Here is a 26,212-nt window from a genome sequence, read left to right on the forward strand (position 1 = left end):
TCCTTCTTTCCTTAACGTATCACTTGCCGGTATTTGTATAGTTTACAGTTCGAGAAACATCGATTAAATATTTGCCATACTCTGTTTTCATCAAGGGCTCTGCCAGTTCTTCAAGCTGTTTTTTTGAAATATACCCCTTACGAAAAGCGATTTCCTCAATACACGCAATATATAACCCTTGTCGTTTTTGAATGGCCTCCACAAAATTCGATGCCTCAAGTAAAGATTCATGTGTTCCCGTATCAAGCCACGCTAACCCCCGACCCGTTAGCTCAACTTTTAATTGACCACGATGTAAATATTCTTCTAGAATCGATGTAATTTCCAGCTCCCCGCGTTTTGAAGGTTTCACGCTTTTAGCAATTTCGACCACTTGATTGTCAAAGAAGTAAAGTCCCGGAATTGCATACGATGACTTTGGATATTCTGGTTTTTCTTCTATTGAGATGGCATTCATATTTTCATCCACTTCTACTACGCCATATGCGCGTGGATCGTTCACATAACAGCCAAATATTTGGCAGCCGATTTCTATATTCGATGCCTCATTTAGTGCCTCACTAAAATTTGAACCATAAAATATATTATCACCTAAAACTAATGCAACAGAGGAGTCTTGAATAAAATCTGCTCCAAGTATAAAAGCTTCCGCAAGTCCATTAGGGTTCTCTTGTACTTTATATTTAAAATCCAGTCCTAATTTACTTCCATCTCCAAGTAACTCTTCATAAACTCCGATATCTCTAGGGGTTGAAATAATCAAAATTTCCCGTATGCCCGCTAACATTAAAACGGATAATGGATAATAAATCATTGGCTTATCGTAAACGGGTAGAATCTGCTTTGAAATTGATTTTGTTACGGGATACAGCCGAGTACCCAATCCACCTGCTAAAATGATTCCTTTCAATGGTTCACCTCTTCAAAATTTAGGACTATACAGTAAGGAACTCTTTTGGAAATTAGGATAGTAGCTCATAGTTATTTAACATCTCTGAGATGATTGAAACATCATTAAACATCAGTAAATCAATAATAGACAATCCCGGAATAAAGTCTTTAAATTGTTGATATGGTAATAAATTGGGTTTTAAAAATTTTATATTTATTCCATTTTTACCATATTTCTTTACATCATAAAATTTCCTACCACCAATAGCATTAATATAGGTAGTTCCATTTAAAGCCTTCGAAACTTTAATTCCCCATTCATCTGCGGTATCGGCAGAAGTTATATTCGGGAATTTTTCTGATAAAATAGTAATATTTGTTTCAATCCCTAATAAAGATGTCGTTTTTTTTAGAAGATTAGTATTAAATAAACTTAGACTATCATCCGTATATAAAAAACAATCCTCTAATAATTGAATGACTTTTATATAGTTCGGTGCATTTTTATAATACAAAAGTTGATTAAATAGTTTCTCTTCCCAATTTATCACATTATTTATTTTAATATCTTTAATCTTAGTTTCTCTAGATGTTTTACAAACTGGAACGGTAATATAAACCGTCTCTTTATGGCTATTCAAAATACGATTTCGATTTATCCAACCTCTTCGAATATATTGAGCTTGATCGAAAATGACAAATTCATCTACAGATTTCATCAATTGATAGTACCCTATATACGGAAAAAAATACGGTTGCATTAATGCAACTTTCAACCAAGTCCCTCTTCTCCATTATTGTAAAACACTACTATTCGATTTAATAATAGTTGTAATTCGATCGACATCATTAAAAGATAAATCCGCATAAAGAGGCAGTGTCAATACTCGATCTGCAATATATTGTGCAACTGGTGTTAAGTTTGAATCAAAACGGTCTTTGTAGCAATCGAACATATTGGTTAACGGATAAAAATACTTTCTTGCAAAAATGTTTTGTTTTTTAAGCTCTTCATAAATAATATTTCGATTATTCGTATTTCCTTCAATTACAATCGGGAAATAAGCATAATTACTTTCTACACCATTTTGAATCTTGGGTAGATGAATCCCCCTCAATCCCTCTAGTTGATCAATATATCGTTCGAATACTTTTTTCCTTTTCATAATTTCCTGATTAATATATCGTAAGTTACATAGTCCCATTGCTGCTTGAAACTCATTCATTTTTGCATTTCCACCGATATATTCCACATTTTCTGGACCTGTTAGACCAAAATTTTTGTATGCCTCTATAGTCTTTTTCAGTGATGCATCTTTAAAAGTAACCGCACCACCTTCAATCGTATTGAATACTTTCGTTGCATGAAAGCTAAACATCGAAGCGTCACCAAAATTGGCAATTCCTTTACCATTAACCGTAATACCAAATGCATGCGCGGCATCATAAATTACTTTTAGATTGTATTTTTTGGCGATACGTTCAATCTCTTCTACATCACAAATATTTCCATAAACATGAACTGGAATGATTGCTGAAGTACGCTCTGTAATTAAGGATTCGATTAGAGTTGTTTCAATGGTGAAATTATTTAAATTTATATCGCAAAAAACAGGAATCAACCCTTTTCTAACTATGGCATGAGTTGTTGAGGCAAACGTGAAAGGTGTTGTAATAACTTCACCAGATAGTTGAAGTGCTTCTATTATATATTCGAGGGCAAGGTGGCCGTTTGTGAATAAAGTGATATTTTGACTATTTAAATATTTAACTAGCTCAGTTTCTAATTGTTTATGCTTTTTCGCTGTATTTGTCAGTACTTTACTTTCCCAAAGGTCTTTTATTTCCTCTATATATTCTTCTAAACTAGGCATAGATGAACGTGTCACTTGTATAGGTTGGTTCAACTTAACACTCCATTCTTCCTTATAGAAAAAATACAATTAATATTCATTTTCCAATATCACTTTAACGTTATTTGTAATATTATTCATTTTATCTATCATTTCTTCCATTGAAGAAAACGTTAGTATCATTAAACCTACTTGCTCATGTGCACCTGAAAGAGGTGAAATATGATCACCACGCTTTACAACTAACTCATATTCAACAATATTCTCCTTATACGCTTCATGAATATCAATACCTTTAAAAACACCACTAACCATACTATTTATCACATATGTTGCCCAGTATCCTCTAGTATTTGAAAAGGCTAATTCATTACATCTTTCTCCTAGAGCTGCCTTAATACTATATTTAATCGTATCAACACCAGTTGCATAAGTTATAGCATTGGGATTCCATGCCCCGCCATTACGTGGTGCTATTTCTATTAAATATACATTTTCCTTACTGTCTACCCTAATATCAAAGTTCAATGCGCCTGTCTTCATATTAAGTAAAGTTAAAACTTTTTGAACCTCGTCATGAATTTTATTTTGAATATGTTCTGGTAGAATTAACGGCCAAGTCGTTATAATAGGTACAAAAGGATTTATATGATTTGTTGAAAAATATTCATTAGAAAAGCAGCGAAATACGAGTTGACCATTAACACAAAAGCCATCTCCACCCACATGTGGACCATAATTTTCTATATATTCTTCCATAAGAAAACGTCCTGCTTTTGTAAATTTTAATGCAATTTCCACTTTTTCTTCAAGAGATTCAATGGAGTCAACTTTTGATATACCTTTACTCCCTGAGGAATCTACCGGCTTTATCATAACAGGCATAGTAAAATTATGAAAATCTGCTTTTGCTTCTTCAAATGTATTATATACTTTTGATTTTGGCACATTAAATCCTTTTTTTCTTTGGAATTCTCTAAACTTATCTTTATAAACGAGTATTTCAGTTGACTCATAAGGATGAGATGGGAGCCCTAATTTTTCTGCTACATACGCCACTGTAGGTGCTCCAGAATCTGCTGCATAACACATTATACCGTCTATTTGTAATGACTTTGCCAATTCTAAAACTGCTTCTTTATCTGTTGTACTAACGTTATAGTATTTGTCTGAGTATTTATGACCTGGATTATCTTCTAAATTATCACAAGTAATGATGAAGTGCCCCATTTCTTTTGCAGCTTTAATTGCCGGGACTTGAAAATGAGCACCACCGAGCATTAACAACTTTTTCAATTATTCACCTCTTAATCCTAATTAATTTATTAGTCGAAATAACTAGTTTCCTTTATGACTACTTTCACTAAATTTTTAATATTGTTGATTTTTTCTAGCATTTCCTTCATTGAAGAAAACGTTAATACCATATTACCTAAATTTTCATTCGCTTTAATTGGTAACCCAAATTTAGAAACAGATTCCACATACTCAAAAACATTCTCTTTTTTAAAGATACTATCTATTTGAATATTTTGTAATATCCCATTTTCTTCATTAAATATTGAGTATATTGCCCAAAATCCTTTTGGTTCAATATCCCTTAATGTTTTGCAGTCTTCCCCCATAGCAGCCTTAATTGTATATTCAATTAGGTCTACTCCCGTTGCATATTTTAATAATTTTGTGAAGTCCCCACAGTTTCTTACACCCATATCTAATATAAACACTCTTTCATTACGATCAATTTGAATTTCAAAATTTGTAGGTCCTGTTCTTAAATTGAATAAATCGATAAATCTTTGAATCTCATTTCTTACTTTATTTTGGATATGAGTTGAGAAATATGTTGGACAACTATCAACGATTGGAAGAAATGGGTTCACCGCTGAACCAAAATGATTATTGCCAAAACCACAAAATGTTAGCTGTCCATTTACAGAAAAGCAATCTAATCCGATCTGATACCCAGTTTTTTCAATAAACTCTTCAATAACGAATCTTTTTGTTCTTGAAAAACTTAATGCCTCCGTTACAGCATCCTGTAGTTCATTTATTGAAAATATTTTAGTAACACCTCTACTACCTGAAGAATCAACGGGCTTAACCATTACAGGCATTATAAATGTATCAAAATCGATTACTGCTTCATCAAAAGTTGAATACCCTTTCGCTTTCGGTACATCAAAGTGATTTTCTTCTAAAAAAGCGCGAAACTGATCTTTATTTGACAATAATTCTACCGAAGAGTATGGAAATGAAGGTAAACCTAATTTTTCAGCAACATAGGCGACAGTTGGTGCACCAGAGTCAGCTGCATAACAAACAATTCCATTTATTTGCAAAGATCTCGCTAGCTCTAAGACCGCTTCTTTATCTACTGTACTGACATTATGGTATTCGTCTGAGAATTGATGACCTGGATTACTTTCTAAATAATCACAAGTAATAACGTAATACCCTAATCTTTTTGCAGTTTGAATAGCAGGTATTTGAGATGGTGCACCACCAAGCATTAGCAATTTCTTCATTATTACACCCCAACTTAAATTTTTTGGAACATACGTTTTTCACATTTCATACTTTAAACAGTGACATGTTTCTTTCTCTTTGACAATTCTTTAACGACACTAAGTAAATATGAAAAACACTCTAATTTAAATAAGATAGCTAGACATATATAAACTACGATTCCTACAAGAATTTGAATTAACAACAATATTAAAGGCATTAAATTTAAAAACTGTATGCTAAAAACAACAATGCCCATTATTACTGATATAAAAAATGATGGCAAAACGTCTCTAAGTTGTTCAAATAAGCTATAATTTAATAATTTTATATTGGGATAAGAATTAATAAAGGTGGCAATTATTCCATTACATACAATACCTAAAGCAATTCCATAAATTCCAAATGGTATACTAATTACGAGTACTAAGAGTCCAATAATTTTTTTTATTACCTCTATCCTTAAAAAAATATCACTTCTGCCAATAGCATTAATTGCTTGTAAGTTAGTTGTTTGAATTGGCCAAAGTGCATAAACAGCACAAAATATCTGTAAAAATGGAACTGCTGGAAGCCAAGTATCTGTTAATAATATCTGGACGACTGGCTCAGCTACTATACCGAGTCCAATCATCATTGGAAAAATAATAAACGAACTAGTTACAATTGATCGCCTTACAATTTCTTTTACTCTTTTTCGATCATCTTGCTCTGTAGCTAAAACCGGGAACAAAACAGATTGGATTGAGCTATTGATATTACTTATAATAATGCTGGGGAATTGTTCTCCCCGATTATAAAAAGCTAAGGAGGCAGGGCTAAACATTTTTCCTATAATTAAATTACGTATATTGTTATTTAAAGTATCAATAAGTGCAGAAACTAGTAATTTCCAACCAAATGAAAAAAGGCTCTTAATTCTATTAAAAGAAAATAGAAACTTTGGTCGCCAATTCACTGTGATAAGCAAATTTACTGTTACAACTAGTTGTTGCGTTAATTGTTGCGCAACTAAAGCCCAAATACCCAATTTTGCATAAGCCATTGCAAGGCCTACTATGCCAGAAATTACTACAGCACTTATACTACTAATAAATAGTTTTTTAAATTGCATATTTCTTGCAATGATGGCATTTTGAATTGAATTAATTGCACCAAAAAATAACGTGATTGATAAAATTCTAAGAATGGTTGTTGCTTGAGGTTGTTCGAAAAAGGTTGCAATGTATGGGGAAGTTAAATAGAAAATGATGTAACAGATACTTGCTACAAATATATTTAGGAAGAATACAGAGGAAAAGTCTAGTTCATCTGCATTTTTTTTTTGGATTAATGCAATGTTAAACCCACTTTGAATGAATACGTTTGCTAGTATAATAAAGATTGATACAAGTACAAACAATCCAAATTCTTCGGGTAAAATCAATCGGGCTAATAAAATCGTCACGAGGAATTGAATTCCTTGGACACCTATTCGCTCTAATAATTTCCATATTAGAGATGTAATCACTTTAATTTTCGTTATCTCAGAACCCACTGCGCCCACTTCCTTCTTAAATTTTTCAGGAATTTAAGCACAATAGGAAATTTCCTTCTTAAAAATAAAATGAGTCTTTTCCGATAAATCAAAGCTAAGGAATGATCTACATACTTTATTAATTTGGCTTCTTTGAATTTTTCCTGCTCTAATAAAATAAAAAACTGATTTTTATTTTTTTTACGGATAATTGAAGTTTCATATTTTCCATTGGTGTAGCTATTAACCTCATCTAACATCGTCGCTATTTGTTGGATATGTTTAAATTTTTTTTCGATAGATGAACTGTTTTCGACTGTCCATGACCCACTTACATTCGTTCTGTAGGCAGACATAAATTCATCGATGTAATAAACCGCACCTAACAAAGATAAATTAATTGCTAACGGATAATCTCCAACTGGTGCTATATCAAAAAAATGTGGTCTTATTTTTGCATATTTCAACGGATAAACCATGGAATTGGTGGAAAATAGTTCTCCACCTCCTTCTATCACTTCACCAACTGTAAAAATTTTACTACTCTTACTCGGTCGAAGTTGTGAGAGCACTTTTTTATCAAAAGCATTCACAATATAGGCTCCATGAACACACAAACTACATTCAGAATGACTTTCTAGAAAATCTACTTGTTTCTGCAATTTATTTGGATCTGTCCAATAATCATCTCCTTCACAAATCGCAATATATTTCCCTCTAGCCCTCCCAAAGTTAATTTTACTCACTGAATTTCCAAGTGTCCGTTGATTTTGGGTTTGGTATATTGGCTTTATTAAATCAGGATATTTTTTCTCATACTTTCTTATTATTTCTGCAGTTCTATCAGTAGAGGCATCATCATGTATTAAAATTTCAAATTTAAAATTCACCTTCTGCATTACAAAGCTTTCTATCGCTTCTGCTATATACTTTTCATGATTATACGTTGCACAATGGATACTAACCATGATGTCTTCCATTCTATATAACTCTCCTTACATAATACATTCCAAATATAACAGTGTTATATTACGATAAACTTGTTACTGATAGCCCCATAAGAATAGTAAACTATTCGTACAATCGATCGTTTACTATTTAGTTAAAATCCCTCTGTACTAATTTTTAGTATCTTTGATTTTGTTGCCATCTCCATGCAGTTTTAATAATTTGTTCTAAATTTCTTTCTGCTTTCCAACCTAGCTCTTCTTCAATTTTTTTAGAAGAAGCAACTAATACTGGCGGATCACCAATACGTCTTTCTCCAATTTTAATCTTACACTTTATGTCTGTAATCATTTCACAGGTTTGGATTACTTCTTTAACTGAATAACCTTTACCATTACCTAAATTATAGATCTGGTTTTTAATTTCTCCTTTAAGTAATGCTTCTAGTGCAGTTATATGAGCGTTTACCAAGTCTGTTACATGTATATAGTCTCGAATACATGTTCCATCAGGTGTATCATAATCTGTTCCAAATATATTTACTTTCTCTCTAATTCCATATAAGTGCTGTAATACAATTGGGATAAGATGAGTTTCGGGATTATGACTTTCGCCAATTTCACCTGATACATCGGCACCAGCTGCATTAAAATACCTTAAGATAGAATAATTTATATCGTAGGATTTTGCATAATCAGCTAGAATCTGTTCAATCATTAGCTTTGATCTCCCATAAGGATTTACAGGTATTGTAGGTACGGCCTCATCAATTAATTTACAATTAGGAATACCATAAGTTGCTGCAGTAGATGAAAAAATGATATTTTTAATTTTATGTTTTATCATCAAATTAAGAAGTTTTAATGTGGATCCTACATTGTTCTCATAATATTTCTGCGGATTTATAACAGATTCGCCAACTAGACTACAGGCCGCAAAATGAAATACAGCTTTAATAGGATATTTATCGAATAAAAAATCGTATTCGAACTCATTTTTTAAATCTCCATGAACAAATATGGCATTATCATTAATTGCCTGTTGATGGCCTGATGAAAGATTATCTAACACTATAACTTGCTCTTTTTTTATTAGATCTTTCACAAGATGACTTCCAATATATCCTGCTCCACCTACTACTAATATCAAATGAATGACTCCCTTATTAGTCAATTTCAAACCTAACTAATTAACTAATCAACATTATTCATCCTTACAAAGTTTGATTTAAAAGCTCCTTTAACATTTCTCTTACACTTGTTCCTATTTGCTGATCGGCTAACGCAATTTCTACATTCGCTTGGATAAATCCTAACTTCTCCCCTATATCAAAACGTTTACCGTCAAATTCATAACCATAGACTGATTGGTATTTATTCAGCTTTTCTATTGCATCAGTAAGCTGTATTTCACCATTTATATCCTCTTCCTGACTCTCTATTAAACTAAAGATTTCAGGTGTAAGAATGTAACGACCTACTATAGCTAAGTTAGATGGAGCTGTTCCCTTTTTTGGTTTTTCAATTAATGCCTTTACTTGAAAGCACCTTCCCTCCATTTTTAAAGGGCTAATAATACCGTAACGCACAGTTTCTTCGATAGGAACTTTTTGTACGCCTACTATTGATGATCGGACTATTGCAAATTGTTCTATTAGTTGTTTTAAACATGGTTTTTCAGCTTGGATAATATCGTCACCTAACAGTACTGCAAATGGTTCATTGCCAATAAATTTTCTGGCACACCATATTGCATTCCCTAATCCCTTAGGTTCTTTTTGTCTTATGTAGTGAATTTCTACATTTGAAGATTGCGTAATTTTTTGTAGTAGCACAAATTTACCTTTTTCCACTAAATTATTTTCTAACTCTAAATTTCTATCAAAATGATCTTCAATAGCTCGTTTTCCTTTCCCAGTGACAATAATAATATCTTCTATCCCAGATTCAATTGCTTCCTCAACAATGTATTCAATTGTAGGCTTATCAACAATTGGTAACATTTCCTTAGGCATAGCTTTTGTAGCTGGAAGAAAACGAGTTCCTAATCCAGCAGCAGGAATGATTGCTTTTTTAATTTTCATTAATCCATCCATTCCTTTCTTTATTTAAAACACTCATTACTTAGCTATTTAACAAATTTATTTACATATCTTTTTTAATTCGGGAATTTCTAGTGTATTTTGAAGTAGTGTGAAGGAAAGATACATGAAAGATTGGTAAGGAGAGATATATTGAGTATTCATATTAATTAACATTTTATATGCAGCAATTACTGACTTATCAATTTCACTTAAATAATTCAGATAAAACATCTATTTCTTCTAAATATTCTATTTCCAAGTTTTTTAACAATGTATGTTTTAATGGTTGATTGATCATCACTTCTTTTAACCCACGATAAATACTTTCACTGTCCATTTCTACAATATAGCCATTATGGTTATGAAGTATTTGATCGTTAACAGTAGAATAGTTTGTGATTACAATAGGTTTTTTTAATAATTTAGCTTCTTCTACTGCCACAGATTTCCCTTCAAATCGAGATGGATGTAAAAAAATATCGCATGTATCAATGACTTTGTAGGGATTATCCAATTTGCCTGTTAATTCAACATAATTGGTTAGTCCAAACTTCTTTATTAGAACTTTCAATTTCCTTTTGTAATTTCCATCTCCCACGATATACCATTTGTTGATAAGGTTTTCGTTTAATAACTTCGAAACAGCTGGAATCGCAATATCATATCCTTTATATTTATCAATTCTACTTACAGAAACGATATTAAATTTACCATCAATTTTTCCTACCTCAAAAGGCTCCTTCGATAACTCCATTATCTTCCTCTTAGGTAGTAAATTTGGAATCTCTATAATCTTAATACTGTATTCTGGAAATACACTCCGTAAACCGTTAACGCATTCTTGCGAGACAGTGACTATTTTATCGAATTTATTTAAGTAGAAACGATCAATTTCCTTATCGCGATCCATATTTCGATAATCCCCATGAATCCATACAAATTTATTTTTGGATTCTATTTTATCCACAACGAAATATGAGGTAACCGTATAATGGAAGGAAATTACAAATTCATATTCATTAGTATAATTGAAATATTTATTGCATTTAACCCAAAATCGTTGTCTACTTTTTTCCATGTTCCTCCTTACAGTTCCTATAAACACGTAATATAGATACCAAAAAACTACAATTATTTTAAAATTATAAAGTAGCTTAAATAAGACTAATGGAACATCTGCTTTATCTATTCTAAATATTTTTAAAATCTCTGGGGTTTCTAAGACATTCACACTTTCTGGAACTTCTTTAAGTAAGTCGCCTTCATTTTTTTCTAAAAGTAGGTCTATTTTTATCTCTTCATTACTCGCTAATTGATTTAACAATGCAATTAAACTACTTTCTACTCCACCTAAATGAAGTGAGTAGGAGCTAATCAACATTTTTTTAATAAAAAACCCCTCTTTTATAAAAGGATTCTTACAAATTAGTTTCTATTTGATCGGTTTTAAATTGATTAAGTTACATGATTGACTTAAACGGATAGATTTCAGTTGATCCTAATTTTATGAAGATATACCAAAATTTCCATAATAAATAAACAATTAAAACAATATTAATATAATATAATCTGCTATTTTTATTAATTTTCCAAACTAGCCCTACAAGAATTACTTCGACTATTGTAAAGTAATAAGCAATACGATATGCGTTATTTCCACCAAAGTTCATTAAAAAAATAAGTATGAAGCCAATGCAATATATATTGATATACTTACTCATTCGGTCTTTTATATCATGCGGAATTTTATTAGCTACAATGGCTGTTATTAATACGGGTAGATACATTACGAGAGGGAAAAGTGAATAATTACTTTGAAACTCATTTATAGCATAATTATACTTACCAAAATCTAAGTTAACTAGACTTAAAAAATATTGCTGTTTAATGACAAAAATCAATAGTAAACAGTAAATTATATATCTAAATTTTTTGTTAAATTTAGTAACTGAGCTAAAAATCATTAACACTAAACAAATTATTATTGAGGAATAGTGTATTAAAAATGCGCTTAAATTTAATAGTCCAAATTTAAATTTTTTATTTTCAAAATAATAGACATAGGAAAAGAGGATAATAGACATTGCTGCTGATTGACGTATTAAATTATAAGAAAGTGTATAATAAAAGAGCATATATACAAACATAGCAATAAAAACATTAATATTTTTTCTTTCACGAAATATGATGAAAAATACAAAGGCATTGGTAATAAATGAATAAATAAACAAAAATACATTGAAATCTAAATTCAATAAATTGACTATATCTCGAATAAAAATAAACGAGATTTCAACATCTTTTATATGTCGATCATGGAATAAACTTAAATAGTTAAAATAATCCGTTCCTGTTGCATATCGTATTGAAGCGATATATGAAGGTATAACTATTGCTGTTAGACCCAAAAAAATTTTAAGTGGCTTTTCTTTAAACTTTACTGCCAGTACTGTCAAACATGAGGTAACGATAGCTATCAGTACATAAAGCATTTAAGCTCTCCTTTAAATTTTTAAACTATCTTCACATATCATTTCTACATTTTAAATTTAAAATCGTGGTATTTTTTTAGTATTATTTTAGGTAATAAGCCAATTATTAATGGTCTATATGCATAAATTGAATATTTAATTGGTATATTTAACCTCTTTCTCCAGTACTTTTTAAGTTGATACTCACAAATTCTATATTTATATTTCCGTTTTTGATAGGATTCCATTGCTTCGTAATAGTCAAGGTATACTTCTTTAAGATTCGTTCCTTTGTAGCCTTTTTCGTACAATTTGCACCATAAATCAAAATCTTCTGTTCTCTGAGTTCTAGCTCCTATTGTATATCCCCCAACCTGAACAATTGCTTCTTTTCGGATCATTACTGAAGGATGGACAAAAGTATTTCCAAGGTATATATCTAGTTTTGTTCTTTCCCCAGAACTTATTTCTTTTCCCCAAATTCCATTATCATCATAAAAATTTCGACTAGTTCCTACTATTGCATATTCTGGGTACTTATTTAAAAAAGAAACTTGTTTTTCAAATCTTTCTGGATGTGAAATGTCGTCATCATCCATTCTAGCTATATAATCGCCACTAGCTGCTTTTAAACAGTTATTTAAAGTTGCAGCCAATCCTAAATTTTTCGGATTTTTCATTAATTTGATTCGATCATCATTCTCTGCTATTTTCTTTATGATTTCTATACTATTGTCAGTTGAGCAATCATCACAAATTATTAACTCAAAATCTTTGAACGACTGGTTAAGTATTGAATCAATAGCAGTTTTTAATTTTCTCGAACCATTATATACACCCATAATTACCGATAATTTCGGCATTGAGAGGAGCCCCTTTTTTACTTTTTATTAATCATTTCTTAAGACCGCTGTATATATTTCTTGCATTCTAGTAATGACGGTACTAAGATCAAATTTTTTAATAATCTCCTTATTTTGTGGAGATAAATCATGGAACTTTTCTTTATCCTTAATTAACAAATCAATATATTTTGCAACCTCGTCTGTATTAGTTGGATTTATTAAAAAACCCCCTTTGTAACTGCTAACTAGGTCTTTATTCCCTCTAATATTGGAGCAAACAATTGGTAATCCAGCCGCCATAGCCTCCATTAAAGATACGGGCAATCCTTCCCTTAAAGATGGAAATACAAAAATATCAGCAATAGTTAATATTTCAGGGATATCATTACGGTACCCTAATAGCTTCACATTGTCTTGTAACCCAAGATCCTTCGATAAAGAAAGTAAATTATTTTTTTGTTCACCATCTCCACAAATTACATAATAAATTTTAGGATTTTTTAGTTTATAAATTGCGTTAATTACCGTCCTGTGATTTTTATTAATATTTAGTTCTCCAACTGAGAGGATGACTATTGCATCCTCGGGTAGACCTAAATCTTTACGTTTTTGAAATTTATCAATTTTTATATTAGAAAACTGCATTAAATCTAAACCTATCCCTGGAACATATTCTATTCTTTTAGATTTAAAGGTTTTTTTTGCCCTTTTGAAATCTTCATTATTAATTGTAATTAGAACATCCGTAAACCTCGAAAGATAGCGCTCTATTGGATAATATAATAGCCAATTTCTATATGGGGCACCATTATAAAAATGAAAACCATGGGCAGTATAAATAATCCTAATATTTTCTAAATTTCTACATGCTAGTCTTACACATACTGAAGCAACTGGAGTGTGTGTATGTATAATTTGATATCCTTCACGTTTAATAAGTTTTTTTAAATTCTTATATGCACGATAATTTTCTTTTGAAAGTGGCGAACGTTGAAAAGCTATAGGATTAACTTTACAACCAAGTTTTATTAATAATGGATTAATTTCACTTACTATATTACAAGCTAAATCCACTTGATGACCTTGCTCTAATAGTAACTGAATATGTGGAATTAGGAATGAATTAATTGTATTAGAAATAGTAGTCACAAATAAAATTTTCATTTTTTACATTGCTCCATTTCTAAAAGCAAGTTTTTAACCCTTCTTCTCCATAAACTCTAAATTACCTTACTACTATTTATATTCTCGATACTAAAACTTCATTGTATTTCATCATATAAATCCCTTCATCATATTGACCAATTTTATTCGAATTTACTTTTCCCTTTAAATTATCTATGATTAACTTCGGAAAATTCACTCCGGATTCATAAGCATGAGGATAGCCGCCTCCAAAACGGGGATTGACTTCGGAAATATAATACTCCCCATCAATTTTAAAAATATCAATATCAATCATGCCTTTAAATCCGGCTACTTTTACAAAATCAGTAATCAGTTGAAATAATTTTTCGTCCTTTACCGATACCGATTTGTCTGTTTCGCCAGCTCTCATAGCGATCTTTTCCTTTGTAAAAATTGAAATTGGCTCTCCATTTATTAAATCTATATAGACATCTGCTCCAAATTCGATGCCATCCATATATTCTTGAATCATTAAATTTTGATGGTAATTAAATAGTAATTCCACTTCTTCTTTTGAATTAACTCTGTGAATATTGATACTCGCACTACCTGTGACTGGTTTTATAAACACGGGATATGTTATTTTTCCGTTTACAATATCTTGATAAAATAATTCTTTTTCCACATAACTTTTTATTGTTTGAAAGCCATTATCCACAAGAAATCTATACATTTTGAATTTATTAAAACACATTTCAGTAACATCTGAATCTGATACGATTGGAAATGTCCCAATACTTAAAAAGTGTTCCTTATGCTCAGCTATTAAACTTAGTTCCGTATCTATAAGGGAAAATAAAGCTTTTACATTGTATTCCTTGCAAATAGCAATAATATTGTCTAAATAATTAGCATCATCTATTCTCGGAACAATAAAGTGATGATCTGCCTCATAAAGCGCTGGAGCAAGGTTACTACAATCTGTTGCTAAAACTAAACCGACTCCATTTAATTCTTTTTTAAAATATTGAACAATTTTGTTCCTTGTTCCACAGCTAAGAATTAATATGTTCATCTGGGACACCTCATTTTCACTTCGTATTTAATTCAATGAAATTGGATGCGGTCCATCGTTCTCGGACCTCTAATATCTCATTCTTTTTCTTAACATAAACAGTAGGAAAATATTTAATAAACAAGGGAGATAAACACATCGTATAAGCACCCACTTTTTGATAAATTACTAAATCACCTACTTTTAACTGTGGTGAATCACGAAGTACAAATAAGCGATCATCCTCCATACACGTAAACCCTGAAATTACTTGCTTGCTTACTTCTTTTACATTTAACGTATTTCGATATTTTATATGGAAAAGATAGTTTGACTTTCTTTTAAACGGATCAAGATAAATTCTACTTCCATCAGTTGTAACAAAATAGTTCTCGAGCGTCTTTTTTACATCAATTACCTTTGTAACAAAACTAATAGCGGAAGAGACTAATGGTGTTCCAGGTTCAACTATTAATATAGTTTCATTCATACAAAATTCTTTATTTAACTCTTCTGATATAATTTTCATATAATCTTTAAATTGCAGTTTATTTTTTAATCCACCATAAAAACCGCCTCCAACGTCTATATATTTTAATTGTAATGAATATTTTCTTTTAATTTCACATGCAATTTTAGAAATAGTACGATAAACATTTAAACTTCTAGTCTTTGAACTACAATGTAAATGGAGGCCGGTTAATTTAACTTTTTTTAAGGAATTTAAGCAATCAATTGCTTTTTTTAATTCCCCATTTTCATAACAGAATCCAAATCTTCCGCCTTCATCACCCATGGATGATTCATTTGGACAGTATCTTTCTAGATCAAAATTCACTCTAATTCCTACTTCATATTCGTCGGAATCAATGTAACCTAATTGATCCAATTCTTTTAACCAATTTAACTCTCGTTGCGATTCAATATTAACAATGCAGCGGTTGTGAATCGCCTCATAAAACGTTTCTTTCGACTTTGGTGGACCATTATATATCAACCTACTTTTTTCATAACCTAATAATAAAGCTAATTGATACTCATCATCTGAAACAACTTCAGCATATAAACCATTTTTCTTAAAATATTTTAATAGCCAAGGTAATGAATTCGTCTTAAAAGAATAACCGATTATATAATTATCCCAATGTTTTTCAAGCGCACTTTTTAATTGTGATAGATTCGTTGATAGTTCTTCCTCTTCAATTAAGAAATAAGGTGTCTTTTTACAATCCAGAAACACACTTTCTTCATTAATTTTCCATTCCATTCCTTTCTTATTTTATTGGTGTAAGATTAATCTTTTCTTCCTTCTAAATTTGTTCCCTTGAAGTCCTCCATAGGAACATCATCTAATTGATTAATACCCTCACGTAGAATAACCTTTCTAATGGTTAATAACAGGATTTTTAAATCATTAATAAAAGAAATATTATCAACATACCTCACATCAAGTTCGAATTTTTCCTCCCAACTAATAGAGTTTCTCCCATTTATTTGAGCTAAGCCAGATAATCCTGGCCTCACTTCATGACGTCGTTTTTGTTGATCATTATAGAGAGGTAGATACCTTACTAATAACGGTCTTGGTCCAATTATTGACATATCTCCCTTAACTATATTTATTAACTCAGGTAATTCATCTAGACTGGTAGATCTTAAGAAACTACCAAACTTTGTTATTCTTAAGTCCTCTGAAAGCAAGTTTCCATTCTCATCTCGCTCATCCGTCATCGTCCGAAACTTATACAAAGTAAATATTTTTTCATTTAACCCAGGTCTTTTTTGTTTAAATATTACTGGACTTCCCAATTTGATTCTTACTAATAGCGAAACGATTAAAAGGAGAGGAATAAACATTATTAAGGCTACTAAAGCTAAGAAAAAATCGAATGGTCTCTTAATATATCTTCTATAAATTCTACCTTTAGTTTGATTCACTTTCGCCACAGCCTTTTAATCGTATCTACAACTCTCCCTAGATCCTTATCTGTCATTTTTGTATCGGAAGGCAAGCATATCCCCTTCTTAAACAACCGTTCAGATACATTGTTTCCTACATAGTCGTAGTTTTTATAGAATGGCTGCAGATGCATTGGCTTCCACACATGCCTTGCTTCAATATTTTCTTTTTCTAAAGCTTCGATTAAATCAAGTGGTTTTACCTTGCCATTCAAAGTGATACAACTTAACCAATAATTCGGCTCATTCCATTCATTGATGGGCATAAATTCAATCCCATCAAGTCCTGCTAGTTCGCGTGTATAGTACCCAAAAATATATTTCTTTTGTTGTACCCGTTGATCTAACACTTTCAATTGCCCTCTACCTATCCCAGCAACGACATTACTCATTCGGTAATTAAACCCTAACTCGCTATGCTGATAGAACCTTGCTGGATCTTTGGATTGTGTTGACCAAAATTTAACTTTCGTAATACGTTCTTCATTGTTTGAAACGAGCATACCACCACCAGAAGTAGTAATAATTTTATTGCCATTAAAAGAGAAAATGCCAAAATCACCAAAAGTCCCTGTATGTTTTCCTTTGTATAATGTGCCCAGACTTTCTGCAGCGTCCTCTATCAGTGAAACTTTATATTTGTCGCAGATTTCCATTATTCGATCTAGATTTGCTGATAAACCGTAAAGATGTACAACTAAAACGGCCTTTACGTTAGGGTATTTTCTAAATGCTTCTTCTAGCGCAAGTGGGCACATATTCCAAGTTTCCATATCACTATCTATAAAAACGGGAATCGCATTTTGGTAGATGATTGGATTAGCTGTTGCTGAGAAAGTAAGTGATGGGCAAAAAACGATATCCCCCTTCTCAACTCCTGCTGCTTTCAATGCCATATGAATACTAGCAGTGCCAGAAGAAAGTGCTGTAGCAGATTTTGTGCCAATTTTTAAGGCTACTGCTTTTTCAAATTCATCCACATTTGGGCCCAATGGAGATAGCCAATTTGTATGAAAAGCCTCTTTTACATAATTCAATTCGTACCCTTCTTCACTCATATGTGGTGATGAAAGATAGATTTTATTAGTAGGCTGGGAATTTAATTCAGCTTTTAACAAGTTTTTTTTTGAGAATGACAATTCCATTCCTCTTTCTTTGTGAATTTATACTATTGTCCTAGATTTGCAAATTTTACTTTCCCAATTTCCATTCGCAACATCAATAACTTTTGCCTTCAATTCATTCACTTCAAATTCTTCTAGTTCCTTAAGGAAAGTAAATAATTGGTTTTTGTCCATTGCATTCGCTTTACCGACATGAATTTTTGGATAAATATGTTGTTCCTGTAATTCTTCTTCGTTTAGTAATTCTTCGTACATTTTCTCGCCCGGACGGATACCAGAAAATTCAATGCCAATTTCCTCTTCTGTAAATCCGGAAAGTGAAATGAGGTTCTTAGCTAAATCAACAATCTTAATCGGCTCTCCCATATCGAGCACAAATACTTCTCCCCCCTTGGCAAGTGCTCCTGCTTGTATGACAAGTCTTGATGCTTCTGGAATCGTCATAAAGTATCGCGTCATTTCAGGATGAGTTACGGTGACTGGTCCCCCCGCCTCAATCTGCGCTTTAAATCGAGGTACGACGCTTCCACGCGATCCGAGTACATTGCCAAATCGAACTGCGGCGAAGTTAGTATTACTATGAAGAGCCAAGTTTTGTATAATCATTTCGGCAATCCTTTTTGTTGAACCCATTACATTGGTTGGATTGACCGCCTTATCACTTGAGACCATGACAAAGTTGGAAACACCATAATGATGGGCGGCTTCTGCAACATTTTTAGTTCCAAAGATGTTATTTTTCACAGCTTCTCTTGGATTAACCTCCATTAATGGGACATGTTTATGTGCTGCTGCATGATAGATTACATTAGGTTTATATTGGTCGATAATCTCAAAAATCCGATCCCTATCCTGAATGTCTGCAATAATTGGGACAAAATGAATCCTTTTATTACTATGTTTCTCCAATAACTCCATATGAATTGTATAGATTGAGTTTTCGCCATGACCTAATAGAATCAATTGTTTTGGCTTGAAATTTACTAATTGTCTACAAATTTCAGAACCAATTGATCCCCCTGCACCTGTTACGAGTATGACTTTGTCTACTAATTTATTTGAAATGGCTTCCATATCCAGTTTGACTTCTTCACGACCGAGTAATTGCTCTATTTTTACTTCTTGAACATCATTTACAGAAACTTTCCCCATAATCATATCTTCAATTCTAGGCATCGTTTTAATAACGGTATTTGTATTTAAGCACCGTTCATAAATTTTACGAAGGTCCAATTTCGAAAGGGAGGGGATAGCTAAAATAATTTCATCTACTTTCATCTCTTCAACAATTCTCGGGATATCCTTCGTCGTTCCACAAACCTTAACATCCATCAACGTCAAGTTTTTCTTTTTCGGATTATCATCCACTACGCCTACAACTAAATATTCATTACTTTGGTACCTTTTAATGTTCCGAATAAGCATTGCTCCTGCCTCACCCGCACCAACGATTAATAATTTTTTGAGCTCATGTTGTGGTTTAATCCTAAATTGGTAGTCATGAATTAACCGTAATGTAAACCTAGACCCTCCAATTAGGACTATATGTAGGAGCCAAGTGATCACCATTACACGAAAATAAATATCCCCTTTTATAAACCATTGCATTGCACTTGTAAAAATAATACAAATGGTAATAGAATAGCCAATCACAAGCAATTCCTTTACCGATGCAACACTCCAAATTCGATTGTATAAATGACAAAAATGAGCCATGATATGATGGGTAATTAACAAAATACCTGAACTGATTACGATTAATGAGTCATTAAAATGTAACGGATTCAATAAACCATGACTTATAAAAATTGCGCTAAGTACAATGATTGAATCAAGAATAAAAAAAATGGAATATCTTAACCTATGACTCAAACCATCACCTCTTTAATTGGGATGTTTCTTAACCTGGGAATGCCATTGTATTGCGCCAGTCACAGACTCTTATCTTATAAACATGTACTCAGAGAAACTGCAAAGCATTGCTTATTTAAATGTGATCTATTGAAAATGATAAGCAAAATGAGATGGAGAGAAATTGAAGATTAAAAACGTTTGGTATTTTGGGAAGTTAATTTATTGAAATGGGAGAATTTTATTCAATCTCGTTTGATATTTACTTAAAATTAATATATTATTCTTTGACTGCATTAGAACTAAAGACACAATTTATTACGTATGAAATTATTTATTTATATTACAAAAATAATTATTCTTCGTATAATAAAGAACTAAGTCCAATTACAGTAAATTACAGTTTTTTAATACTTAAAACCAGTTTCCCTTAGGTGAATTTAGCTAACCTTTTAGAAAATCAATATCAGTATATTGCTTTGCTTTTAAAAAATATTACTTCCAATTAGATAAAATTTAATTATAAAGTTATATTTAACACGGTCTACATAGTAAAAAAGAAGGTAATTAAAAAGAAAGTACGTGTTCACGTCTCCCTTTTTAATTACCTTCATACGCTGTTTAAAAATAATCAATAAAGGTAGGAATCCCGAGCGGAATTAAATCTTCTAAAATGGCAATGGTTTCACTTTTCCCTCTAAGACGCTCAATTTTCTCTAAATACTTCGGACGTTTGTAGCCAAGTATCATCGTCGTTAAAGTTTGAATGGACATTTCAACCGTAATATCAGGTTTAAGATTTTCTTCTGTAACTTTTTTCACCTTAACTTTCCAATCGGTTGAGGTGATATCAAATAAGCCATTATTCCATTCAACTAAGCGATCCGTCACTTTAAAACGAATATGGAAGTTCGGTTCATCAAAAGGGAACCGAGCGAGAAACGGCTCAACATCCACTATGCGTGCCATAAAATAAGGGGAAACTTTTTGAATAATTTCACTGTCTTCCAATAAAAAGGCTACTGGTTCATTCCCTGCCGTTTTCCCATAGGCATTGTACACCATCGACTTATGAGCGGAGACGAAATTCCATAACCCTTTCCGCGCTACTTCTTGCAAATAAACAATCTCATCTATATAAAAGTTTTCTTCCATAATTCTGTAAAACATATATCCTTGAGGTGTATCGTCTTCATCGTAATACACAGCCGCTTGCAACTGTACATCCGTGTCGACAAACTTTTCTTCCCAATAATCTTCATGAAACTTTTCATTCCAAGCAATAATATTCCGAATCATGGCTCCATGTGTTCTTGACGCGTACTGCTCGTATACACTAATTAAATCTTTACTCCTTGTGTCGACTCGACGAATTTTACCAGGTAAATCTTTGTAATGAGGGAATTGTGTATCCTTTACTTGAAACTCCACAATATCGCACATAATTTCCCATCCCTTTTTACGATAATACGGAATAGAAAATGGGAATAAATATGAAATGTAACGCCCTTCTTTATGCATCGTCGTTAAGGTTTCCTTTATTAATTGGTCCATTAAACCTTGTTTGGAATACTCTGGATAGGTACCAATGGCTGTTATTCCGCCCATTTCATAAACCTGACCAAATACATTTACTTGAAATGGCAAACTTAAAATTTGTGATACTAAATGATCGCCATCAAACCAACCTAACGCATGGCCGACATTAAATTGCCTACTTTTTTCACTAACAAAACGGCGATCTTTTTTAATGGACATGGACATTTGAAATACATAATTTAGTAAATCAATGGATTGCCCCATTTCGTCCATTCGTATTTCTCGCATGATTAACCCTTTTTTCTGACTCACGTTTATCACCTATCGCTTCATTATTTCTTTATTTTGTTTCAAATTAACAATTTTATAATTTTTCCATGAGGCTACCACCATTTTCTTTTTTTAATGCTTTGAGGCTCAAGAGCTGTAATTGGGTGATTTGAAATAATGGATTCATTATTTGCGAGGAATTGTGCTGCATGTTCAAATAATTTTTTCTTCTCTAAAATGTGTAATCCTTTCTCAAATAAGAAGGGCCGATTTTTTAAATTGTGCGCATCGGAGCCATATACATGAATGAAATTTGCTTCGATTAATTCGAGTGAAAACTTTTGTATACTCCTTCCATAATGACCTGCGATACTTCCAGCCGTTATTTGTGCCAGTGCCCCATGACGGATCAGGTTTTCTAATAATGCTGGTTTTTCGAAAATCGCTTTATTTTTCTCTGGATGCGCAATGATGGGAACAAGTCCTTCCCCACATATTTGATGGATGACCATTGTTGTATAAAGTGGCACGGTATTTGAAGGTAACTCGATTAATATATATTTTGAATTTGCAAGCGAATGAATTTGTTGTTCTTTATAAAGGGAGACAATTTGGTGGGATAATCTTACTTCATGGCCTGGAAAGATGGTTAATGGGATATGATTTTGATCCAACTCGATTTGTAGAAGCTCCATTCTCGCTTGAACATCGCTCTTATGAACAGAGTACAATGGATGTTGAAAATGGGGAGTCGCCACAATTCCTTTAACTCCCTCTTTTACAGCTTGTTCTAACATACCTAGCGTTTCATTTAAGGTGGTAGGTCCATCGTCTACATTCCATAGTATGTGACTATGAATATCAACCATTTGCCAACTCCTCGTACCTCGGTTTGTTTATACATAGTCATTTAAGCGAATAAATAGTACTAAAATTGTTAGAAATATAATGAACATTCTGTTATCTAAAAAAAGTGTCCTCATCATTAGTAATGAGAACACTTTTGATTATTTTGCGTATTCCACTGCTCGAGTTTCTCGAATGACAGTTACTTTTATATGTCCAGGATAATCAAGCTCTTCTTCAATTCGCTTACGAATATCTCTAGCTAAACGATGAGAAGCTAAATCATCTATTTTTTCTGGTTGTACGATGATACGAATTTCACGACCCGCTTGAATCGCGAATGATTTTTCTACACCATCATAACTTTCTGAAATTTCTTCTAGTTTTTCTAAGCGACGGATGTAGTTTTCAAGTGTTTCACTACGAGCACCTGGTCTTGCTGCAGATAATGCATCGGCTGCTGCAACAATTACTGCGATCACAGAAGTTGGTTCCGTGTCACCATGGTGAGAGGCAATACTATTAATTACGACTGGGTGTTCTTTATACTTCGTCGCTAGTTCTACACCAATTTCTACGTGACTTCCTTCCACTTCATGGTCAATTGCCTTACCGATATCATGTAACAATCCAGCACGTTTTGCTAATGTTACATCTTCCCCAAGCTCTGCTGCTAGTAAGCCAGATAAATGAGCTACTTCAATTGAATGCTTTAATACATTTTGACCATAACTTGTACGGTATTTCATACGACCTAAAATTTTCATTAAGTCTGGGTGTAAGTTATGAATGCCTACTTCAAATGTTGTTTGTTCACCTGTTTCACGAATTTGCTCGTCCATTTCGCGACGAGATTTTTCAACCATCTCTTCAATGCGTGCTGGGTGGATACGACCATCTTGTACTAGTTTTTCAAGTGCTAGACGTGCCGTTTCGCGACGGATTGGATCAAATCCTGATAAAATAACAGCTTCTGGAGTATCGTCAATGATTAAGTCAATACCTGTAAGTGTTTCCAGTGTTCGAATATTACGACCTTCACGACCGATAATACGGCCCTTCATTTCGTCATTCGGTAAATTTACAACGGATACCGTCGTTTCTGCAACGTGATCTGCTGCAAATCGTTGTAGTGCAAGTGATAATATTTCACGAGCTTTTTTGTCAGACTCTTCTTTTGCACGTGTTTCAGATTCTTTCGTCATCACTGCGATATCTGTTGAAAGTTCATTTTCAACTTGCTTTAAAATGATATCTTTCGCTGCTTCACGCGTTAAGGCTGCGATACGTTCAAGTTCTGACGTTTGTTCGCGTACTAGCTCTTCCACTTTACTTTCCATCTGTTCAATATGCTGTTGTCTTTCAGTTAGAGCTTCTTCTTTTCGCTCTAAGCCTGATTCTCTCTTGTTCAGAGCATCATCCTTGCGATCAAGATTTTCTTCTCTTTGCAATAACCGGTTTTCTTGTTTCTGAAGCTCTGCCCGGCGTTCACGGATGTCTTTTTCTGCTTCAGTTCGAATTTTGTGAGTTTCATCTTTTGCTTCAAGTAGTGCTTCCTTCTTAAGCGCTTCCGCTTCTCGCTTAGCTTCATCTATAATAAGTTCGCTAGCGTGTTTCGCACCATTTACTTTTGATTCGTTCACTTTTTTCATATAGAAATAGATAACAGCGGCACCGACGATGAGTCCAAGCAAAGCGGAGATAATGATTTCTATCATTCGAACACCTCCTCTTGCTATATTCGTTTCATTTTCAGTCGGCTCATATATTGATTTTCTCATTGTTCAACATACTGCCTATTTCATTTCATAATTTAGAAATTATACAATTTTAATTGTATATTTCAATACTAGGTATGTCAAGGATTCCCACTAGCTGTATAGTGAATTAATATACTATTTCTCATTAAATTTTTAGCTGAATTTTTTATCCATGTTGTAAGATAACATAACATATTACTATGTTAGACAAATTCTCTTTGTTGTATACAATTTTACAAATAAAGTTGAATTTACCATATATAGGTCCTATTTTTAGTATCAATTTTTCTGCCAGTTGACGTGTTTTATCCACCGAAATCGAGTGCACCATGGTATTCTTCATCTTGCATTTTAACTTTATTTTAAAAATCCCTAAATAAAAAAGTTTGCTCTTAAGTTACCTTAAGAACAAACTTAGAAAAATTATTTTTCATCCTCTAATAATAATGATAATTCGTCGTCGATTTCTTCGTCCTCATCGTGACCACCAATTGTATAAGATGCTGCTGCTATACCGTATGATTCACGGATTTTTTGTGCGATTGTGTCACGAATTTCTGGATTTGCTTTTAAGAATTGTTTTGCGTTTTCACGACCTTGGCCAATACGTTCGTCTCCATAAGCATACCAAGAACCACTTTTTTGAATAATATCCAGTTCTGCTCCTAGATCCACAATTTCTCCTTCTTTAGAAATCCCTTCACCGAACATAATATCGATTTCCGCAGTACGGAAAGGAGGTGCCACTTTATTTTTAACGACTTTAATTTTCGTTTTATTCCCTACCATTTCAGTACCTTGTTTAATTGTTTCAGCACGACGAACTTCTAAGCGAATGGAAGCGTAGAATTTCAGTGCACGACCACCTGTTGTTGTTTCAGGATTACCGAACATCACACCAATTTTCTCACGCACTTGGTTAATGAAAATTGCTAATGTGTTGGATTTATTAATGATACCTGATAATTTACGTAAAGCTTGAGACATTAAGCGAGCTTGTAGACCCATGTGAGAGTCACCCATCTCCCCTTCAATCTCTGCTTTTGGTACTAGAGCAGCAACTGAGTCAATAACAATAATGTCAATGGCACCACTACGAACTAATGCTTCAGCAATTTCTAATGCCTGTTCACCCGTGTCTGGTTGAGATAGTAATAGCTCGTCAATATTAACACCTAATTTTTGAGCATATACAGGATCTAGCGCATGTTCTGCATCGATAAATGCAGCTTGTCCGCCTTTTGCTTGTACTTCTGCAATTGCATGAAGAGCAACTGTTGTTTTACCTGAAGACTCTGGTCCATAAATTTCCACGATACGTCCACGTGGGTACCCACCCACTCCTAATGCCGCATCCAATGCTAATGAACCACTTGATGTCGTTGAAATTTGGCGATCTGATTGTTCACCAAGTTTCATAATAGAACCTTTACCGAATTGTTTTTCAATCTGTTTCAATGCCATATCTAAGGCCGCTTTACGATCACTCAAAATATTTCCTCCTTATATTTAAAAGAATGTATCTGTTAGTTTGTCATGTTCTTTATGTCTCTACTATACTTCTTT

22 protein-coding genes are annotated in these 26,212 nt (G+C 32.8%); all 22 read right to left on the reverse strand.

What is annotated here, in order from left to right; translation table 11 throughout:
* Positions 1 to 19 precede the first annotated feature (19 nt).
* The 22 genes from rfbA to recA all read right to left on the reverse strand — a co-directional run bounded on the left by rfbA (position 20) and on the right by recA (position 26,137).
* Positions 20 to 910 (reverse strand): glucose-1-phosphate thymidylyltransferase RfbA, encoded by an 891-nt coding sequence (gene rfbA / locus EK386_RS05415; RefSeq protein ID WP_126658017.1) that lies wholly within the window; start codon positions 908 to 910, stop codon positions 20 to 22.
* Between the two features lie 52 nt (positions 911 to 962).
* Entirely contained in the window at positions 963 to 1,667 is a 705-nt protein-coding gene (locus EK386_RS05420) for a WbqC family protein (protein ID WP_126658018.1), read from the reverse strand.
* Between the two features lie 18 nt (positions 1,668 to 1,685).
* A complete protein-coding gene (locus EK386_RS05425; RefSeq protein ID WP_246027583.1) occupies positions 1,686 to 2,798 on the reverse strand; it encodes a DegT/DnrJ/EryC1/StrS family aminotransferase in 1,113 nt (370 codons plus the stop codon).
* Positions 2,799 to 2,834: 36 nt separating this feature from the next.
* Complete coding sequence (locus EK386_RS05430; RefSeq protein ID WP_218939062.1) at positions 2,835 to 4,040, reverse strand: ATP-grasp domain-containing protein; 1,206 nt, start codon at positions 4,038 to 4,040, stop codon at positions 2,835 to 2,837.
* Positions 4,041 to 4,069: 29 nt separating this feature from the next.
* Positions 4,070 to 5,272, reverse strand: a complete 1,203-nt coding sequence (locus EK386_RS05435) for an ATP-grasp domain-containing protein (protein ID WP_218939063.1) — start codon at positions 5,270 to 5,272, stop codon at positions 4,070 to 4,072.
* Positions 5,273 to 5,325: 53 nt separating this feature from the next.
* A complete protein-coding gene (locus EK386_RS05440; protein WP_126658020.1) occupies positions 5,326 to 6,789 on the reverse strand; it encodes a lipopolysaccharide biosynthesis protein in 1,464 nt (487 codons plus the stop codon).
* Positions 6,774 to 7,748: a glycosyltransferase gene (locus EK386_RS05445; RefSeq protein WP_126658021.1), complete on the reverse strand. Its 975-nt coding sequence runs from the start codon at positions 7,746 to 7,748 to the stop codon at positions 6,774 to 6,776. Before EK386_RS05445 ends, EK386_RS05440 begins: the two co-directional genes overlap by 16 nt.
* A gap of 145 nt (positions 7,749 to 7,893) precedes the next feature.
* Positions 7,894 to 8,865, reverse strand: coding sequence for a UDP-glucose 4-epimerase GalE (gene galE / locus EK386_RS05450; protein WP_126658022.1), 972 nt, complete (start codon positions 8,863 to 8,865; stop codon positions 7,894 to 7,896).
* Positions 8,866 to 8,929: 64 nt separating this feature from the next.
* Positions 8,930 to 9,799 carry a UTP--glucose-1-phosphate uridylyltransferase GalU gene (gene galU / locus EK386_RS05455; RefSeq protein WP_126658023.1) on the reverse strand — a complete coding sequence of 290 codons (870 nt, stop codon included), beginning with the start codon at positions 9,797 to 9,799 and terminating at the stop codon, positions 8,930 to 8,932.
* A gap of 205 nt (positions 9,800 to 10,004) precedes the next feature.
* A complete protein-coding gene (locus tag EK386_RS05460) occupies positions 10,005 to 11,180 on the reverse strand; it encodes a glycosyltransferase (RefSeq protein WP_126658024.1) in 1,176 nt (391 codons plus the stop codon).
* Between the two features lie 79 nt (positions 11,181 to 11,259).
* Positions 11,260 to 12,291, reverse strand: coding sequence for an EpsG family protein (locus EK386_RS05465; protein ID WP_126658025.1), 1,032 nt, complete (start codon positions 12,289 to 12,291; stop codon positions 11,260 to 11,262).
* Between the two features lie 44 nt (positions 12,292 to 12,335).
* A complete protein-coding gene (locus EK386_RS05470) occupies positions 12,336 to 13,133 on the reverse strand; it encodes a glycosyltransferase family 2 protein (RefSeq protein WP_126658026.1) in 798 nt (265 codons plus the stop codon).
* Positions 13,134 to 13,160: 27 nt separating this feature from the next.
* The gene (locus tag EK386_RS05475) at positions 13,161 to 14,279 is read right to left on the reverse strand and encodes a glycosyltransferase family 4 protein (RefSeq protein WP_126658027.1); all 1,119 of its coding nucleotides are present in this window, start codon (positions 14,277 to 14,279) and stop codon (positions 13,161 to 13,163) included.
* Between the two features lie 76 nt (positions 14,280 to 14,355).
* Entirely contained in the window at positions 14,356 to 15,318 is a 963-nt protein-coding gene (locus EK386_RS05480) for an ATP-grasp domain-containing protein (RefSeq protein ID WP_126658028.1), read from the reverse strand.
* A 16-nt stretch (positions 15,319 to 15,334) separates the two neighbouring features.
* Entirely contained in the window at positions 15,335 to 16,564 is a 1,230-nt protein-coding gene (locus EK386_RS05485; protein WP_126658029.1) for a type III PLP-dependent enzyme domain-containing protein, read from the reverse strand.
* A gap of 26 nt (positions 16,565 to 16,590) precedes the next feature.
* Positions 16,591 to 17,235, reverse strand: a complete 645-nt coding sequence (locus EK386_RS05490) for a sugar transferase (RefSeq protein WP_281274245.1) — start codon at positions 17,233 to 17,235, stop codon at positions 16,591 to 16,593.
* A complete protein-coding gene (locus tag EK386_RS05495) occupies positions 17,232 to 18,314 on the reverse strand; it encodes a DegT/DnrJ/EryC1/StrS family aminotransferase (protein WP_246027588.1) in 1,083 nt (360 codons plus the stop codon). The genes EK386_RS05490 and EK386_RS05495 overlap by 4 nt, the downstream gene beginning before the upstream one ends.
* 105 nt (positions 18,315 to 18,419) lie before the next feature.
* The gene (locus EK386_RS05500; protein ID WP_126658031.1) at positions 18,420 to 20,252 is read right to left on the reverse strand and encodes a polysaccharide biosynthesis protein; all 1,833 of its coding nucleotides are present in this window, start codon (positions 20,250 to 20,252) and stop codon (positions 18,420 to 18,422) included.
* 600 nt (positions 20,253 to 20,852) lie between these two features.
* On the reverse strand, positions 20,853 to 22,082 hold the full coding sequence (locus EK386_RS05505) for a GNAT family N-acetyltransferase (RefSeq protein ID WP_126658032.1): 1,230 nt from the start codon (positions 22,080 to 22,082) through the stop codon (positions 20,853 to 20,855).
* A 71-nt stretch (positions 22,083 to 22,153) separates the two neighbouring features.
* A complete protein-coding gene (locus EK386_RS05510) occupies positions 22,154 to 22,909 on the reverse strand; it encodes a tyrosine-protein phosphatase (RefSeq protein WP_126658033.1) in 756 nt (251 codons plus the stop codon).
* A 138-nt stretch (positions 22,910 to 23,047) separates the two neighbouring features.
* A complete protein-coding gene (rny, locus tag EK386_RS05515; RefSeq protein WP_126658034.1) occupies positions 23,048 to 24,604 on the reverse strand; it encodes a ribonuclease Y in 1,557 nt (518 codons plus the stop codon).
* A gap of 465 nt (positions 24,605 to 25,069) precedes the next feature.
* On the reverse strand, positions 25,070 to 26,137 hold the full coding sequence (gene recA, locus EK386_RS05520; protein ID WP_126658035.1) for a recombinase RecA: 1,068 nt from the start codon (positions 26,135 to 26,137) through the stop codon (positions 25,070 to 25,072).
* Positions 26,138 to 26,212: the final 75 nt, after the last annotated feature.

The sequence above is a fragment of the Lysinibacillus antri genome, from assembly GCF_003977595.1.
Classification (GTDB): domain Bacteria; phylum Bacillota; class Bacilli; order Bacillales_A; family Planococcaceae; genus Ureibacillus; species Ureibacillus antri.

Bases quoted from the DNA above. Each gene is read 5' to 3' on its own strand.
- EK386_RS05435 (WP_218939063.1), bottom strand. From the start codon at position 5,272: ATGAAGAAATTGCTAATGCTTGGTGGTGCACCATCTCAAATACCTGCT.
- EK386_RS05445 (WP_126658021.1), bottom strand. From the start codon at position 7,748: ATGGAAGACATCATGGTTAGTATCCATTGTGCAACGTATAATCATGAA.
- galU (WP_126658023.1), bottom strand. From the start codon at position 9,799: ATGAAAATTAAAAAAGCAATCATTCCTGCTGCTGGATTAGGAACTCGT.
- EK386_RS05460 (WP_126658024.1), bottom strand. From the start codon at position 11,180: ATGTTGATTAGCTCCTACTCACTTCATTTAGGTGGAGTAGAAAGTAGT.
- EK386_RS05465 (WP_126658025.1), bottom strand. From the start codon at position 12,291: ATGCTTTATGTACTGATAGCTATCGTTACCTCATGTTTGACAGTACTG.
- EK386_RS05470 (WP_126658026.1), bottom strand. From the start codon at position 13,133: ATGCCGAAATTATCGGTAATTATGGGTGTATATAATGGTTCGAGAAAA.
- EK386_RS05475 (WP_126658027.1), bottom strand. From the start codon at position 14,279: ATGAAAATTTTATTTGTGACTACTATTTCTAATACAATTAATTCATTC.
- EK386_RS05480 (WP_126658028.1), bottom strand. From the start codon at position 15,318: ATGAACATATTAATTCTTAGCTGTGGAACAAGGAACAAAATTGTTCAA.
- EK386_RS05485 (WP_126658029.1), bottom strand. From the start codon at position 16,564: ATGGAATGGAAAATTAATGAAGAAAGTGTGTTTCTGGATTGTAAAAAG.
- EK386_RS05495 (WP_246027588.1), bottom strand. From the start codon at position 18,314: ATGAGTGAAGAAGGGTACGAATTGAATTATGTAAAAGAGGCTTTTCAT.
- EK386_RS05510 (WP_126658033.1), bottom strand. From the start codon at position 22,909: ATGGTTGATATTCATAGTCACATACTATGGAATGTAGACGATGGACCT.
- rny (WP_126658034.1), bottom strand. From the start codon at position 24,604: ATGATAGAAATCATTATCTCCGCTTTGCTTGGACTCATCGTCGGTGCC.